At 45.1% G+C, this 16,831-nt stretch carries 13 protein-coding genes and 2 pseudogenes; 10 read left to right on the top strand and 5 right to left on the bottom strand.

Going from position 1 to position 16,831, the window contains the following annotated elements:
- Window positions 1–179 precede the first annotated feature (179 nt).
- Together JWH17_RS05725 and JWH17_RS05720 are read right to left on the bottom strand one after the other, a co-directional pair.
- Complete coding sequence (locus JWH17_RS05725) at window positions 180–665, bottom strand: hypothetical protein (RefSeq protein ID WP_205221628.1); 486 nt, start codon at window positions 663–665, stop codon at window positions 180–182.
- Between the two features lie 783 nt (window positions 666–1,448).
- Entirely contained in the window at window positions 1,449–2,987 is a 1,539-nt protein-coding gene (locus JWH17_RS05720; RefSeq protein WP_205221627.1) for a Fic family protein, read from the bottom strand.
- Between the two features lie 297 nt (window positions 2,988–3,284).
- On the opposite strand from JWH17_RS05720, the pseudogene JWH17_RS24555 reads away from it, so the two are divergent.
- Window positions 3,285–3,371: pseudogene (locus JWH17_RS24555) on the top strand (hypothetical protein); the annotation flags it as partial.
- Between the two features lie 124 nt (window positions 3,372–3,495).
- Window positions 3,496–4,005, top strand: a pseudogene (locus JWH17_RS05710) (ATP-binding protein); the annotation flags it as partial.
- Window positions 4,006–4,353: 348 nt separating this feature from the next.
- Here JWH17_RS05710 and JWH17_RS05705 read toward each other — a convergent pair.
- Window positions 4,354–4,551, bottom strand: a complete 198-nt coding sequence (locus JWH17_RS05705) for a hypothetical protein (protein ID WP_205221625.1) — start codon at window positions 4,549–4,551, stop codon at window positions 4,354–4,356.
- A 667-nt stretch (window positions 4,552–5,218) separates the two neighbouring features.
- Between JWH17_RS05705 and JWH17_RS05700 the strand changes: the two genes are divergently transcribed.
- On the top strand, window positions 5,219–6,610 hold the full coding sequence (locus JWH17_RS05700; RefSeq protein WP_205221624.1) for an FAD-binding oxidoreductase: 1,392 nt from the start codon (window positions 5,219–5,221) through the stop codon (window positions 6,608–6,610).
- A gap of 17 nt (window positions 6,611–6,627) precedes the next feature.
- Window positions 6,628–7,290, top strand: a complete 663-nt coding sequence (locus JWH17_RS05695; protein WP_205221623.1) for a class I SAM-dependent methyltransferase — start codon at window positions 6,628–6,630, stop codon at window positions 7,288–7,290.
- Window positions 7,291–7,492: 202 nt separating this feature from the next.
- Here JWH17_RS05695 and JWH17_RS24850 read toward each other — a convergent pair whose 3' ends face one another.
- The gene (locus JWH17_RS24850; protein ID WP_205221622.1) at window positions 7,493–7,738 is read right to left on the bottom strand and encodes a MarR family winged helix-turn-helix transcriptional regulator; all 246 of its coding nucleotides are present in this window, start codon (window positions 7,736–7,738) and stop codon (window positions 7,493–7,495) included.
- 70 nt (window positions 7,739–7,808) lie between these two features.
- Here JWH17_RS24850 and JWH17_RS05685 point away from each other — a divergent pair, with 70 nt between their 5' ends.
- From JWH17_RS05685 to JWH17_RS05660, 6 genes are all read left to right on the top strand, one after another.
- The gene (locus tag JWH17_RS05685) at window positions 7,809–8,234 is read left to right on the top strand and encodes an urease accessory protein UreH domain-containing protein (RefSeq protein ID WP_205221621.1); all 426 of its coding nucleotides are present in this window, start codon (window positions 7,809–7,811) and stop codon (window positions 8,232–8,234) included.
- A 244-nt stretch (window positions 8,235–8,478) separates the two neighbouring features.
- Entirely contained in the window at window positions 8,479–8,844 is a 366-nt protein-coding gene (locus JWH17_RS05680; protein WP_205221619.1) for an ArsR/SmtB family transcription factor, read from the top strand.
- 93 nt (window positions 8,845–8,937) lie between these two features.
- Complete coding sequence (locus JWH17_RS05675; protein WP_205221617.1) at window positions 8,938–10,110, top strand: SO_0444 family Cu/Zn efflux transporter; 1,173 nt, start codon at window positions 8,938–8,940, stop codon at window positions 10,108–10,110.
- 606 nt (window positions 10,111–10,716) lie between these two features.
- Window positions 10,717–12,480 carry a flagellar assembly protein A gene (locus tag JWH17_RS05670; protein WP_205221615.1) on the top strand — a complete coding sequence of 588 codons (1,764 nt, stop codon included), beginning with the start codon at window positions 10,717–10,719 and terminating at the stop codon, window positions 12,478–12,480.
- Between the two features lie 328 nt (window positions 12,481–12,808).
- On the top strand, window positions 12,809–13,123 hold the full coding sequence (locus tag JWH17_RS05665) for a hypothetical protein (protein ID WP_205221613.1): 315 nt from the start codon (window positions 12,809–12,811) through the stop codon (window positions 13,121–13,123).
- 334 nt (window positions 13,124–13,457) lie between these two features.
- Complete coding sequence (locus JWH17_RS05660) at window positions 13,458–14,753, top strand: helix-turn-helix transcriptional regulator (RefSeq protein WP_205221612.1); 1,296 nt, start codon at window positions 13,458–13,460, stop codon at window positions 14,751–14,753.
- A 248-nt stretch (window positions 14,754–15,001) separates the two neighbouring features.
- Here the strand turns inward: JWH17_RS05660 and JWH17_RS05655 are convergent, their stop codons facing one another.
- The gene (locus JWH17_RS05655) at window positions 15,002–16,642 is read right to left on the bottom strand and encodes a glutamate synthase-related protein (protein WP_205221611.1); all 1,641 of its coding nucleotides are present in this window, start codon (window positions 16,640–16,642) and stop codon (window positions 15,002–15,004) included.
- Window positions 16,643–16,831 lie beyond the last annotated feature (189 nt).

The raw sequence follows: 16,831 nt of genomic DNA, 5'->3' as shown, positions 1-16,831 counted from the left end.
TGGCGGTTTTTAGGGGTATATTGCGGGATATTTAAGGTATTATAGCAGATATATGAAAAATGAAAAGTTAAATTAAATGGATAGTTTAGGTGGTTTTGGGACATGACGGGATAGTATACACCAACGGCCTTCTAAGCCGTAGGTCGCAGGTTCGAATCCTGCCTGGCGTGCCAGTTATATCAAGCACTTAGTCGATTTCGGCTAAGTGCTTTTTTTATGTCGGGTGACATATAGGTGACATCCGGCCTTTTTTGCTCTCTCGTTTTTTTGTTGATGAGGTCCGAGTATTCCTTCAACTCTTTCACATGGGTAAAGGTACTTCCTGAAAAAAAAGGTAATGCCGGTGCCTTTCCTTCATCTATCATCTTTTGTACAGCGATATGGGCTACAGCCTCTTTTTGCAGAGCACGTTTTTCAGGCTCGTTTGAATAGTCTTGTGCTATGGCTCGGTCAATATCATGAGGATGCGTGTCATGCTCCTCAATCAAGTTGGAGTAATTGCAATTTATGGAACGAACCAAATCCCCCTCTGACCGCGCTACAACAGGATTCAGCATTCCTGCAAAATCACTGGCTTTAGAGACCAAGTCAAGCGCAAGATCGTTAAGGTCACGTGCGCTTTCAGGTGGGAGCATTGGCTCCATTGATCCAATTTTTTCCTTCATGGAAAGCCCTTTTTTACCACAATATTTACTACTAATATTTATTATATAACATGTATTTAAGCTGAAATATGCAGTGGAATATGCCACTAATTGAGCCGTAGCTATTGAAGCAAGTGTGGTGCCGTGCGGATCTGTATCTTTTTGGGTATGAAAATCTCCTTGAAGTATTCGTCCAAAAAGATTTCTTCTACCATCTGATTCTATGCGTCGTTACCCTCCGAAAACGATGGCGGAATCCTCTGGAATCAGTGGCCGGATTGCCTTGGAATACACAAGCATACAACGCCATTCAAGAGATTTACCTTCCACATGGTCCCTCTTTCAACATGGATTCAGACGATATCTTCTTTCACTGTTTTTTTTTCTGTAATGTAGCAAGAACACCATGATTTCATTTATATTGTTGCTGTAATGCGTAACAATAGAAAGCCTGGATATAGAGTTAAAAGAACATAATCAAAGTTGCTGCCGACCACTCTTTGTGATGGAGTTGAAAAGCTTTTTCGTCATCTCCATTCCCATCATCATCATCCAAAGAGGAATTTCCTTTTTAGATGTCTAATTTTAGAGCGTTAATTCGGCTTTCATTGAGATCCTTACGAGATTTGAGAAGCCTCAGGGCCTCTTGGGTGACCTCGCCGGCAGAGTTGTATAATCCGGTTTCAACTTTCATTTTGAGAGGTTCCTCAAGTTCAGGGAGAAGCGAAACAATAAATTGTTTTTACTCGAAAAATGAGCCGTAAATTCTAGCTCATGGCGGTGCAGAAATGTCTGATGCATCAATTATCTAAATATTTCTGCGTATTTTATCTCAATAGCCTGTATTTCTTTATCTGTCAGTTTATCAAACTCTTTGGTTCGACCACGCTTTGAGAGCTTACCGTTGTTCTGGGACAAAAAGCGGATCAGCAGGTCAACCAGGTTGTCCGGCATATCGATATAATTCTTAATAAACGCGTTGAGCAGGTCATATTTTCGTAAATATTCAACCTCCTCAGGCAAAATTTGTGACACTGTTTCCTCAACGCATTCAAAGAAAAATTCAGCCTGCTTGGTCGCATCAAAATAACGGTATAGGTCAAGTGTTTCATTGAGCACTTCCACGTTATTTTTTTCTGTTGGACGCCACTTAATTAAGCCAAGCCTGGGTTTTGAATAGTGCTCCAGGGTTTTCCGGTATTCATCGATACGTTCCAGGATAACGGCTGACACCGGAAATATGAGCCCTTTGGGCACAAAACCTTTCTCGGCCAGGATATGGTGAAACAGGTAGCGGTGAATCCGGCCGTTGCCATCTTCAAAAGGATGAATGAACACGAAGCCAAATGCGATGATCGTCGCCATGAGGACCGCGTCAAATTCATTCTCCCGAAGATGCCCGTAGGTATCAAGCAGGCCTGACATGAGCGTTTTCAGATCGTCTGGACGAGCGGAAATGTGATCCGGCATGGGCATGCCTGATACCCGGTCATGTTCACCGACAAAACCACCTTCCGTACGCAGTCCCGGTTCAATGAAACGGCTATCCGTAATAACCTGCTTTTGCAGGTACTCAAACTCTTCGACACTTAAAGGGCGGCTTCCTGCCTCACCGATAATTCTGCCCCACCTTTCGATGCGGTTATGTGGTGGGCTCTCCCCTTCGATGGTGTATGAGGCTTTGGAGTCTTTCAGGAGAAGGAAAGTTGCTGCACGGCTCAAAAGGTCGGGATGCGTATGGCTAATGTTGTTGACAGCTGCCTCTGAAAGCTTTTTACCCAGAAATTGTTCAAGCTTTTTTGTTTTTCTGATAAGAGGACAGAAATGTTTAGTTCCCGGCAGGTTGTTCCGGATCCGGTGACGTTTGGAAAGGACGTGTATGCCTTCAAACTGCAGCTTGCTATTAACCAAGGAGACGAAGTTACATTTTGCCGCGTCTTCAAGATCGAGCCGTTTTTCACGTAACCACTCCCATAAAAACCAGATTTTCCGGCTATAAATACCGGTTGGCTCTGATCGAACTATGGATGCAATGTCTGTCGCGCTGACCACCTGGAACAAGGCGTTAAGGAGTCCTAAATCAATCGCTTCATATTTTAGAGCAAATGTGAGGTGCCCATAAAGCGTATCTTCCGGCCTATGACGTGGCGTAAACACATTCCAGCGTCCATCTACGTATTTTTTATGCTTGGTCCCTATGATACAAAGGGTATCAGGCAAAGGCACTTTTAGCCCATGCGCTGCAATGAGTTCAGCGTACCCTGCCAGGAATGATCCTTTTTCTGGGATAGAAAAACCACGAAAAATGGTTCCAGTATGTGAATTTTGGTTATATATGGCCATTGTTGTGAATTCCTTTTCCCTTTATTAAATTCATTATGGCACGAAAAAGGTTTCTCTGTCATGAAAAATCGCTTCAAAACTAGACCTTTCATGAAAAACAAATCTGAATAACAGGCCATACTATCACAGCCTCCTGTTCAGGTTTCCTCTAATGATATCCAAAAAAAAACGTCGAGGCAGCAGCTCCCTCGGTCATTTTACTGCCACAACTACCAAGTGCCTTGAACATTCCCGGAGCCTACTGGTGTATGTCTGTTTACAGCGACATAGTCCCTCCTCTATTGTAAAAACCCGCAGAACGGTAAAGCTATGACTATTCAGGCTAAAACGGTTATCAAATTCAAAGAAGGCAAAGCCATGGGAGATGAAGTAAATAATGGGTAACTCCGGATATCCTGATCTTGACTGCCATAAAAAGTTTGTTAAAGAGTGATCTGGCCATACTCCATTTTCAATTAGTCGCGAGTAAACTTTCAATTGGTCGGCTGTTCATTTACGATTAGCCGCTATGATAAACCAGAATTTATATCCCCGTTTTCTTCGTGCTCGTGTTGTAGAAGCCTTGGCTGATACGCCGGTGGTGCTGATCCATGGACCGCGGCAATGCGGAAAGACTACCTTGGCGCGATGGGTCGGGGAAGAAGAAAACTTTGCGTATTACACCTTTGATGATGATGTACAGCGAGCTGCAGCTCAAGCTGATCCTGTCGGCTATGTAGCGGATCTACCAGAGCGGGTAATCCTCGATGAAGTGCAACGGGTACCGGAGTTATTTACCTCTCTAAAAGCGGAAGTGGATAGGAGGCGGGATCCTGGTCGTTTCATCCTGACTGGCTCAGCAAATGTTTTGCTGGTACCCAGGTTAGGAGATTCACTGGCAGGACGTATGGAAATCCTACGGCTACACCCTTTATCTCAAGCAGAACTTGCCGGTGAGGATACCGGTTTCCTGTCATTGCTTTTCAAAGTTTCCTTCCGGGCGGGGCCATCGGGCAAACGTTTGGGTGTGAAACTCGCTTGAAGTCGGTGGTTGCTTAGTGTCCTGGTTTAAAACTTGGTGTTTTGCGCCACAGTACAAATATTTTGTAAACTTTTCTACAGTTTGATATTTTGTAATTTTGTTCCAATGCGGCATTGTACGCCGAGTAGTAATAGGGCGAAATAATAGAGGACGTACCACGTTTTCAAACTATTTGGAGGCTATTGGAGTTATCGAGATGAGCCTTTGCTCAAATCGGAGCATGTAGGGCTTTCCCCCTTACTGGTAACCGAGTTAGCTCGCTACCACTTTCCTTTTTCCTGTGCCACTTGCCTCCCTGTATACTGGCATTTTTTCGATATTTCCTGATATTCAGGGCTTTCTGTCCTACTTCTTTAGGATGACCACGTGCTTATTGACGAACTTGAAGTCAAACGCGACTTTACCGACAAGTTCACCTGCCTTCACCATGGCGTTGTTTCCGTCTGAAACTTCTAGGATTCTCACCTCATAGTTTGAAGCGATAAGAATGCCTATGAAAACAAATACGATGGCAGCTATCACGTTACGAATAATTTTCACCACTTTTTTCACCGTCTGTTTGTATTGAGATATGTATAACGTCTTTCATTTATTAAACTAATCTGTTTTGGGTAGTTCGTTGTGCGTTTTTTAGCAACAAAATGTAGACAAGCTTTAAGCTCCTGCATTTTCGTGGAGTGTTAAAAAGCCTACTGGTTTTCCATCCTTGAGTGCCAACGGAATGATTTTTCCTGACCACATCAGGCTACGTGCTACTTCCGCCAGGCTTGCCGATAGTTGTCCGATTAAGAGTTCTCCTTGAGTTGACAGTCACCACAACGTGGCATAACGTTTAATTGTGAGGTAATTTTGCTCGCTGATTTAGGCATCAAGCAAAAATAATGTATACACCTTGCTTACCCTTTTGTTTGTTTGCTGTGGGTTGCTGTATCAAGCTTTACATAATTCGTTGTATGCAGCTTGATACAACTTGTAAACAACCAAAATTTCGGCGCAATGTGAACAACTCGTTTTTACTTACAGCCTTGACCTATTAAAAATAACCTTATTGTGAAATGGGGAGGAAAGGCCATGGGAGGTACAGGGTAGCCGGTTTGCCACTTAGAATAGTAATCCTGCTATTTTGTCCTGTCACATTTCTTGATTAGGTTAAATGTATATTTCAGTTTTTATGGGGTGCATAGAGTCTGCGTAACATGGAGATAGTGTCATGAAACCTCAAACGATTACAGGCATTGAAGAATTACGAAACAACCTTACCGGTGAGCTCATTGTTCCCGGGGATGCGCGATACGATGATTCCCGAAAAGTTTGGAACGGAATGTTTGATAAATACCCAGCCATTATCGCTCAATGTGCTGATTCAAATGATGTTATTGAAGCTGTAAAGTTTTCGAGAAAACACAACCTGCTGGTTGCGGTTCGTGGCGGTGGGCATAACTCAGCAGGAAAAGCAACGTGTGACAATGGGATAATAATTGATCTCTCCAATATGCGTACTGTGAGCGTTAATCCGACGAGTAAAACTGTTCGTGTCGGCGGCGGCGCATTACTTGGTGATGTCGATAAGGAAACCCAGCGTTACGGACTGGCTGTGTCGGCTGGAATCGTATCGCATACAGGAGTTGGAGGATTAACGCTTGGCGGGGGGTTTGGTTGGTTAAGCAGGAAATATGGATTTTCCATCGATAACCTTCTCTCGGCAGAAGTCGTTACAGCTAGCGGGGAGTTGCTGGTTGCAAGTAAAGATGAAAATACTGATTTATTTTGGGGATTGTGTGGTGGTGGCGGCAACTTTGGCGTTGTGACTTCCTTTGAGTTCCAGTGTGCAGACATAGGTACAGAGGTTTTTGCAGGTATCATTGTGAAAAAATTCATGGATGCCGAGCAATACTTCCGGTTTCATCGGGAATATGTAAGAACCCTCCCAGACGAAATGACCGTTTGGCTGGTCGCCAGAAAAGCACCACCGCTTCCTTTTCTGCCGGAAACAGTTCATGGCAGATTGGTGCTTCTTGTTCCTTTTGTTTGGCTGGGCAGCCAGGCTGAAGGTGAGGAGTTAATTAAACCCATTCAGGATATCACTCCATCACATGGTGAATTTGCAGGTATGACACCATGGGTAGAGTGGCAGGCCGGGTTTGATGGTCTGGTCACACATGGAGCCAGGAACTACTGGAAGTCTCACCATCTGAAAGAGCTTTCCGATGACTGCGTCGGTCGAATACTGTCTTACGCAAAAGGAATGCCGACAGAGGAGTGCGAAATATTCATTCCTCACATGGAAGGTGCTCCCAGTCGGGTTGGTGAAACTCTTACAGCATTTGCCCATCGTGGTACACCTTTTGTCCTTAATATTCATACGCGCTGGCAGAACAGTGCTGATGATGACCTGTGCATGGCCTGGGCAAAAAACTTTCATCAGGCTACAGAACCGTTTTCCCAAGGTGTGTATGTCAATTTTCTTAGCGATGAAGGGGAAGAAAGAGTCAAAGACGCTTACACCGATGAGGTATGGGGCCGACTTGTTGAGATTAAAAATAAATATGATCCTGATAACCTGTTCCGTTTAAACCAAAATATTAAACCATCGGTTGGCTAATTCACAGGTGAGGGGAGATGGGACATACAAAAGAAGAAACCCAGGATCTGGCAAGATTGTATGCCAAACAGGGTGATCCCGATGGGTGGTTTGAGGAGTTTTACGCTCGTGCAGGCGGTGATATACAGAAAATTTACTGGGCAGATTTGCAGCCTAATCCGATGTTGCTCACCTGGCTTAAGCAGCAAAGAGGGGGAGCCGGAAAAAAGGCTGTCCTTGTAGGGTGTGGATTAGGTGATGATGCAGAGGTTTTGGCAGGAAATGGATATCACGTCACCGCATTTGATATTTCAAACTCAGCCATCGATATGTGTCGTCACCGGTTCCCTGACAGCTTGGTCGATTATCAGATTGCCGATCTTTTTAACAGGCCGCCTAGTTGGCGCCAGTCATTTGACTTGGTGTATGAATGTAATACAGTTCAGATTTTAACCGGTGCAAATCGTAACCGTGCTATCCAGGCCATAACAGATCTTGTCGCTGTTGGAGGGGATCTCATTGTTTCTTGCCGTAGTGGACAGAAAAATGAGGATCCTGGTACATTCCCGGTCCCACTCGACCGCAATGAAATTGACGGATTTATAAGAGCAGGGTTAATTGAGGCGGAATTTATAAGCTATGATGATGACCAGACACCGCCTGTTCCTCATTATTTTGCGGTTTACAGGAGACAGCTTTAGCCCGGCCTCGTTTTTACATGATAAGTTGAGGCTTCAAATTTTTTTCAATATTTTTTCGAGGATACTGCCCAGTTGATCAATTTCTTCAGGGGCAAGATCAACCGTTAGTTCTTCGGTCATATTGATATGAAATTGATGGTGTTGGGCAAAGTATTTTTTCCCTTCAGGCGTCAATTCGATAAGATAAGCCCGACGATCCCGTTCATGGGGTTTTCGTACCAGTAGGTCTTTTTTTTTCCAGCCTGTCCACGGCCACGGTCAAGGTTCCTGTGGTCACCCCTAGTTTCTCGGCCAGATCTTTCATTTTGATTGAGCCTGCATGGCCGACGATTTCGATGGTATGGGCCTGGGCCGTGGTTAGCCCACTGTCCCGGACCACAGAGTCTTCCCAGGACGAGAGTTTTTCGTAAAATTCAACAATAATTTCTGATAAACCTCTAAGCTCCATTGCTTGCCTTTGCAGTCCCTATTTAAGTGTTTTTTGTTTTTCGTGTTGACTTGTCTAGCATAGACGATTTTTGCCGGCAATCGAGAAAGGAAAACGAGGAACAAATAACACGATCATCGATATTTTTGGTCCAGAGCTACCACTGCCGGCAATCGCGGGTCGAGCAATTTATAGAGAAAGCAAAGGCAAGAAACATTTTGCCGGTGGGCTTTTTGTTGTTGGATTTGTGAATATGATTGTGCCGTGTCCCACTGCTGCCGTCATGTATGGTTATGCGATCAATTCGGGGAGCATGGTTACAGCGATTGCCGTTTTTGGTGTGTATGCCATTTCCATCGTCTTTGCAGTGGGAGGGGGCATCTATCTCTTGTATACAGCATCAAAGATGATAACTTCCTTGGATCATCATCGATTGGGGCCGATGATTATGCGTCTATCTGGGGTTGTTATCGTCGTCTTCTCCGATTATGGAGTGTTCCACTCAATATATTTGTAGAAAACACAACGTACTGCTTCTGTAAGAGAAGAGAAGAAAGCATTTTTTGCCTGGATGGCACCAACTTGGCTGGGAGGCTTCGGAGTAACTCGCTGAAAGCAAGGGGCTACCCGTTTTCCAGCGGCTATTGGACGAAATTTCTTTGATGGTTGAAAGTGATGACTACCCTTGTCCAAAAAAGGGTGGTGATTACTGTTTGTATATCGTATGAATGTGTGCGCATATGTTTATAGGAAGAGTGGATATGAATGAAGGAGCGGATATGAATGATGCAGTGTGTGATGAGCAAGTGCCCCTTGAGGAAATACGATGGAAAATGCCTCTAGATGTGGAAATGCAGGAACTTGCCAATTTTTTCAAGGTTTTTGGTGAGCTTAGTCGAATAAAAATTCTTTCAATTCTTTTTCACAAGGAACTGTGCGTTTGTGAGTTGGTTGAAATTTTAGCGATGAATCAGTCGGCAATTTCTCATCAGTTACGAGTGCTACGGGCTGCAAAGATCGTGAAATCGAGAAAAGAAGGGAAACATATTTTTTACTCCTTAGATGATGACCATGTAAGGGAATTGCTATGGGACGGTTTGGAACATATTCGGGGTGATTGTGGGTAATCATCAGCATAGGCTTGAAAGTTATATTTCAAGCCCCTGTTCGTATATATATTGCCGAAAGGTAGATGTGGAATTAAATACTAGGAAGACATAATGGAAACTATAACCGGGGCAGCTTTTGAAGTCTTGGCAGCGGTTTGGGATATTTTGCTGGAGTCGTCCCTGTTTGTGTTATTCGGTTTTTTTGTGGCCGGATTGCTCAAGGGGTTTATTCCAGATGATTTCATTCAACGGCATCTGGGGGGGAGTCGAAAACGTAGTATTGTAAAGGCATCATTGTTTGGTATTCCCATACCACTTTGCAGTTGCGGGGTCATTCCTGCTGCTGCTGGCCTGCAGAAGCAGGGAGCAGGAAAAGGGGCGGTTACTTCTTTTATGATTTCCACCCCGGAGACGGGGGTGGATTCAATGGCAGTGACCTACGCATTGTTAGATCCCATCATGACCGTGATGCGGCCGGTAGCAGCCTTTTTTACTGCCACCTGCACCGGTCTGCTGGTCAACCTTTTTGATAGGGATGTTCAGCCGGAATCCGAAGAATCAAAAAAGGCAGCTGTACCTCTGCCTATGGCATCGACATCCTGTTGCTCGCAGGATTGCGGCTGTGAGGATCATGGTACTGAAGAGGCAAGGGCGATAGTTGTCGTGTGGCAGAAGTTTCGTCAGGGGATGTCCTTTGCTTTTGGCAGTCTCCTCAGTGATATTGGACCCTGGTTATTGCTTGGCATCGGCCTTGCGGGCATTATAACCGTGACCCTCTCCCCGGAATTTATTACCTCCTACCTGGGCGACGGCCTGCTCTCCATGGTCATTATGATTGCCTTGGCCACTCCTCTCTATGTGTGTGCCACCGCTTCAACTCCCATTGCTGCGGCCCTTGCCCTCAAGGGGCTTTCTCCTGGGGCCGCCCTGGTTTTTCTTTTGGCCGGACCGGCAACCAATATGGCTACCATCACGGTGGTTGCCAAGTTGTTTGGGAGAAAGGTAGCCATTATCTATGTGGGAAGCATCATGTTTTGCTCGCTTGCCTTAGGCCTGGTTGTCAACTGGATTTATATACACCTTGGATTGGATATTGCGAGCTGGGTGGCTGGTGGCGAACATTCAACCCATGGCCTTGTGGCTACGATTTCCGCTCTGGCGCTGGTGCTGCTCATCGTGTGGCCCTGGTTAATCGGGATCTACAACCGAATATCTGGAGCAGAAGAACATACACACAAGCACCACCACCATGATCATCACCATGACTGTAACTGTAGGCATTGAGTACATGTATTTTCTAGCCCGAATTTCTCATGAGTTTTTTGAATTTCGACTTAAATTTTTGATATTTATAGAAAATACAGTAGCGCTAAAAAAAACAGACTGTTTTTTCGTCGATAATCAAAAAAACTCAGCCTCCGGGTCAGCGGATTTTTCCGCAGACTCTTTGTTGCAGGCCATTTGCGGTAGCTTGCTATCGGAGTCTACGCTTACCTGCTGCGTGTCCTGCGCCTCGATCTGCGAAAAACTTCACTGCTGAGAAATACGGTCTAGGAGGCAAGAATTACCGTTGGTATTCTCCAGGGTCGCATCAAGAGGATTCATGATTATGCGAATCCTGTTTCATAACTATCATTGATATTAGAGGGTATATTGAATGATTCGTTATTAAGTTCGAGGTCAGGTACGCTATGTCTTCGAGGCCTGTGATAAAATTTTATGCATAACGAGGTAAGCGCAAGACTCCGGGAGAGCGGGGGAACAGGCAATTATACAAAATCGTCTAAAATTGCTACAATACAGTACTGCGGTTACTGACAGATGTGTTGAGATATCAATTGGATGTTTGCGGCAAATTTAACAGAAGTACAAAAAAGAGGCTGAATAAAGATGGATTTTGCGCCAACCACAGACTTTGCATTCACCGAGTATATTGAGCCAACTCTCTGTTTTTCGAAAAATAAAATTAAAATTAGTGATACCTATCCCCTGGAAAAACTTCCTGTAACCGAGTTGGTAAAAAGAGATCAGGTGATGCTTGAGTTTAGCGACTCTGGTTTGCCGGAAACCAGTCAGCTTGTGCGAAGAACTGTCACTGCCGGAGAGCATGTCTACCTTTCTGAAGATGGTAAGGAAGTGCTGGCAGGGACAATTGGCTATCCACGTATAGAATTTCGTTCAACAGAGGAAAGTGAAGAAAAAGTGCTGCATGTTTGGGTTGAGCCGTTATTTCGGTTATCCAAAAACAAGATGGAAGCAGCCGTTATAATAAAACCGCTTCTATTTCATTACAATCTTATCTCCAGCGAAGATCTGTATCGATTACTCATCGATGCGGGGATTGTGCATGGAGTCATGTATAAGCAACTGAACCTGGCCAGGGAATACATCCGTACTCAAAACGGTGAACTGGAAAGCATTACCCTGGCAAAAGGGAGAGAACCAACTCCTGGAATCAACGCCCACCTCACATTTCATTTGGAAATCGGACCGATTGCCGGAGAACTGCTTCCCGATGGGAGCATCGACTTCAGGGAACGAAAGATAATGGTTCCGGTTGCTGCTGGCCAAGTCATTGCTACCAAAGTGCCGGCAACAAAAGGCAGACCCGGAATGAGCGTCCTTGGCGAACGAATAGCCCAGAGGCAAGGGAGGGATATTGAAATTGAGACCATTGATCATGCTGTTTATTTGCCTGAAAAACAGCAGGTATTGGCGACCAGTGACGGTGTCCTTTCTGTTGTGAACAACAATGTGATCAAGGTCTGCAGCAAGCTTGAGATTCCCGGAGATATCGATTATTCGACCGGTAACATAGAATCGAGAAACAGTGTTGTTGTTCACGGTTCGGTTCTTCCCGGTTTCCAGGTGAAAACCGGCGGTGATTTAGAAGTGAAGGGAAGTGTCATGTCCACCCAGGTGACCAGCATGGCTAATATTGTCATCAAAGGAGGAATCACCGGAAATGTCAGCACCGTGACAGGGACGGGTGATGTTGACATTCATTTTATCGAACAGGGGCGGATTCGCTGTAACGGCAACTGTGTGATCCGTAAGCAATGCTATTACAGTAAGGTTTATTGCGGTGCAAACATACGGTGTCGGGAACACAGTGCGGTGGTCGGTGGAGAACTGGTTGCTGAAGGGAGTATTACACTGGGGGATGCCGGTGCATCCGGAGCTGACCCGGTTTTTATCGGGGCCGGAGTCAGTGCGGAGAGACTCTTTTATTCGAGAAAACTTTTTCAGCGCCTTAAAGATGATAAACAGTTAATTATGCAGCGCCTCAAACAATTTACCGGTACGGCTAGAACCAAAAAACTCAGGACCCTCAAAGGGAGCCTGGAAGAAATGAAGCTACGCTACCTGCGGATAAATATGATTCCTGGAACCGGTCTATACTCAAGTCCTGTTGAAGGGGCAAAAAGTGGTCAAGGGGTTCAGGACGCAGGAAATAGAAAACAAAATAAAGCGAATGGTCCTGATATAGGAACTCTCACCATTGATGTTCACGGTACGGTCTTTGCCGGAACCATTCTTCAGATAGGCAACCGGTCCCTGACCGTTGAGCAAACCGTAGTCGGGCAACGTTTTCAACTAGATGATTCCGGCAACTACATTGTTGGCGTACCGCTACGAACAAGAAAAGGGTAATAAGCATGCCCGTTTAGTCCTGATCGGTCATCCCATATTCGCTGAACAAGAAACTTTTACAGGAATTTTTTTTGATCGAATTACGAGAAGTAATGGTGTTGCTGAAAGTGGCCGTGCCTTAGTTTGATGTTTTGGTTAAGTTTAGCTTTATTAATAAATTATTTTTAACTGAAACTAATATTTTGTTTGCAATGTTGAGTTTATTTTTTTAAGCATCCACCATATGAAGTCGTGCGGAAGCGAATTGGTCAGTCGTGTTGCCGGTTAGAAGGTAAAGGGTGAGTGACCATCGTTTTTCAGATGCTAAAAAAAGCTCTATGAGGTCTCTATGTTACAGAAAGGCCAAATTCTCCACGTTCTCACTATTCTTTGGGATAATTTGCAGGAGAGCCATCCCCAACTTGTACCCGCAAAACAAATCGCTGAAAAAATGGATATGGATTTTTCTGCCCTTAAGCCCGTTTTGAAGGTAATGAAAGGCATGGGGGTTATCGAAATCGATCCCGACCTTCACTACACGCTTATTACGCAAAAGGGACTGCGTTGGCTCAGCGAGTATAATCCTATGCAGTCAAGCTGTTATCTTGACTGTATGTCGGAGGGCGGGTTGGTTGAAGAGGCGATTGGTGGAGTCAGTGTGTGATAGGTGTGGGTAACATCTGCATGGTTTGCTGATATTATTTCTCTATTTCAATAGCTATTTCAGAATCCTCTACGTGGTTAGGGGTTTCTGAGTAGTCTTTTGCGCGGTCTTTCATAATTGGGCTAGCCCTTTTTTGAAAAATAAATCGTTGTCTCATGCCCCGCACTAACGCCTGGAAATTCTTTCCCTTTGGCAGCAAATTCTCTTTGTCGTAACCGATATTTCAACACGCCCGGTTCCTCTGCGTCTTGTTCTCATTTGAGTTTTATGCAACTTTTGCTATGATTCTGTTTGCGAAGTACAACAGTACATTTTTGAAAGACAGGATACCAGTATGATAGAGAGTACGGGAAATGAGCAGCTTGATGGCCTTCTTGGTGGGTTGCGAACAGGGGATAATGTGGTATGGCATGATGAGTCAGGCAGTCTTGCGCCAGATTTTTTCTTTAGTTTTATGCGCTCTTCTTTCCAAGACGGAGCCCATGTTGTGTATGTCAGCTTTGATAGATCTCCCAAAAATCTTCTTTCTGTATTAGGGGACCTGGCAGAAAACAACCGCTTGACGATACTGGACTGTTTCACCCATGGTAAGGGGGGGGGCAGTGAACTTTTTTTGAAATTTTATAAAAAACTGCAAGCTGATACTCCTTTCAAGGTTATCCCTGTCAAGAAACCGGAAAATCCAGATGTTGTGGCTGATACGCTAGGCACGGTATACAGCATGTGTGGCGGAAAGGTGAATTATATTTTTGAAAGCCTGACTGGGATTCAGGATCTGTGGGACTCCGAGGAAAAGACGCTCAAATTTTATACCAGAACCTGCCCTAAGCTGTACGAATTGAATACTATCGCCTATTGGGTGTTGGAGTATAAAGCGCACAGTAGCAGACTTATATCAGGGGTGAGCCAGATCGCTCAGGTCGTGATGGAACTTAGTGTTAAGCGGGGCACCAATTATCTTACCGTTAAAAAGGCGGAAGGCAGGGATCTGAAAGCTCCCAATAAGGCGCATAGTTATCGGATGAGCGACGGAAAGGCAGTTTTTGATCATAAAAGCGGGCAAATGGGGGGTAAGCATGATTTGGGGAAGCGGATTAAATCTTACCGAACCAGTCGAGGCTTGCCGCAAACTGTACTGGCAAAGCACGTTGGGGTGACACCAAGTACCATTTCACAGGTGGAAAGCGGGCAGATTTACCCTTCTATTCCGGCTTTACTCAAGATTAGTCAATTACTTTCTGTTGATATAGCCTCTTTTTTCGGCAGTGAAGAGAGCGAATGTGACCGGATTTTTTACCCGGAATCAGAGGGGGTGGAAATCGCCATCCCAGGTGTGAGTGGCAACGGTGTTACAGTAAAAGAAATTATTCCCCCAAACAGAGAAGAGGGATTTGACCCTTATCTGATAGAGTTTGCGCCAGGCACTGTGCTTAAATCTCATTTTTTCCATCACAAAGGAGATGAATTCGGTTTTCTTCTTGCCGGTACACTTATGATGGATTGCGGTAATGATGCCGTAAAAGAGGTGGAAGCAGGAACGCTTGTTAATCTGAGCCGGGATATGGCAGCTGGGTGGAGCAACACTTCGGGTGATGTGGCCAGGTTGTTGTGGGTAAAAGTGAAAAAATAGTAAATATTCAGCAGCACCCCACGGAGTCTGCGCTTACCTCCCTCCACGATCTGCTCGGCCGGCATATCGATGCATCGAAATCGGGGCTTATCTGCCTAATAGTTCAGCTTGTGAACATTTTGAGCACTGCTGAACAGTTGCAGTTCGTGGTAGATTGACAGTTTTTAGATATTCGCTGAATAGTTACATGAAAATTTTCGAGCAGGCTTTTACAGCCTGCCCGAAGGTTGGATCGGTCTGAATGTCTTTTAGAGGGTATTGAGAATTTTTAAGGCGGATTCGTTGTTGACTTCAGTCATGTATGGGATCCCTGTTTCACGAGCGGTTTCTCTGTTACCGGAAATAATATCATCGCGTGCTATTTCATTTAAACTAAACTTTCTCGCTCCCGCCATAAGCTGCTGGAGCCCACAGCCAATCTTGTCGGCCATGGTCCAGAATGCAATCGCGCCATAAGGAATGTTCTTCATTTCGTCTTTACCGACCAGTTTTTCAACATCGTGGTAACAGGCAAAAATTTCTTCTGCAGAAGAGCCGATGTTGGTGACTGTCTTGGGTAGTTTGTCCCAGTTGCCATAGACCGCAGATTTTCGTTCCGGTCTGAGGACACCCTCGATATTAGAGCCAAGGAAACCAGGGATCATAATGCCGCGACCCATGCAAATCAGCTTGGCATATGGTGCTCCAAGAGCAAGGCCCTTAAAGATGCTGTCTTCATAGGAAAAACCGCCTGCAAAAGAAAGATCTACCACTTTTTTCCCTTTGGCAGCCAGTATGGATGCATATTCATATGCCTTTGAATGTAGATTGACTGAAGGAATCCCCCAGCTTTGCATCATATTCCAGGGGCTCATTCCTGTTCCCCCTCCTGCGCCATCAATGGTCAACAGGTCGAGCTTGGCATCGGTGGCGAATTTGATGGCCATGGCCAGTTCTTCCATCCCGTACGAGCCTGTTTTTAAGGAAATTCTTTTGAAACCAAGACTCCTTAAGTAGTCGACGCTTTTCATGAAGTCTTCTTTCACGTCATCTACGTTCGCAAGATCGGTTCCACCAAGACGGGAGTGGCGGGCAAAGGACTTGATAGCTCCGGCCTTGTATGCTTCTTCTACTTCAGGAAGCAGAGGGTTGGGGTCGACAACATAGCCCCTTTCTTTCAAAAATTTGGCATAATCAAGGCTTTTGACCTGGATTTCTCCGCCGATATCTTTAGCGCCTTGGCCCCATTTCAACTCGATGATGCATTTGTCGCCATATTTTTCCGCGACATATTCGGCAACACCGTTTCTGGTGTCCTCAACGTTCAATTGGATAATTATGGCGCCATAGCCGTTGTAGTACCTGAGATATGTCTCGATTCTACGATCCAGTTCCGGGGCTTTGGTGATCTTGCCATTGCTTATTTCGGACTGCTTGTCGACTCCAACAACATTTTCTCCAACAACGACGGGAACACCAACCAGGGAGCAGCCAATAGCAAAAGAGTCCCAGTAATGGGCGGCAATAAAGGTGGAGCCGAGCGCTCCAGTCATAAGAGGGATTTTACATTTGGTTTTAATCTCGTTACCGAATTCGGTTTCAAGATTAACATTTGGAAAGATGCAGTTGTCCGCGTCTACGGGCAGATCTTTATGGAGTCCTTTTGAGCCATACGCATATCCCTGGATGCGAAGGGAGTTGTAAGAAACGCCGACATGCCTGGTATTGTTGGCCCCGGCGGTAACTAAACCAAAATCTCTTGGGTAAAGAAGTTTTCTGCCGAGCATGCTGGACAGCCAGGTTTCGCATTTGCCCTGACAATCTGCTCTGCAAAGGGTGCAAAGTCCTGACTCAGCTGAATTGCCACGATTTACGGTTCCGAGGACGTCATTAGCTTTTGAAAAACGCATCTACCTGCTACTCCTTGTTGTTTATGATCCAAAGTGGGAAGAAGGGCACCAGGATAACAAGCAGTCGCACAAAAAAAAACACGGGTGCCCTCTCGTTATCCGAATAGAGACACCCTTGTCGCTACAACTATATATTTAGCATACGCCATTGTACGCTTGTGAACTTATCAGTTCAAATAAATTGTTGCG

This window comes from Desulfogranum marinum, from assembly GCF_016918565.1.
GTDB classification, from domain to species: Bacteria; Desulfobacterota; Desulfobulbia; order Desulfobulbales; family Desulfobulbaceae; genus Desulfogranum; species Desulfogranum marinum.
This window is presented reverse-complemented; position numbering and strand designations above follow the sequence as displayed.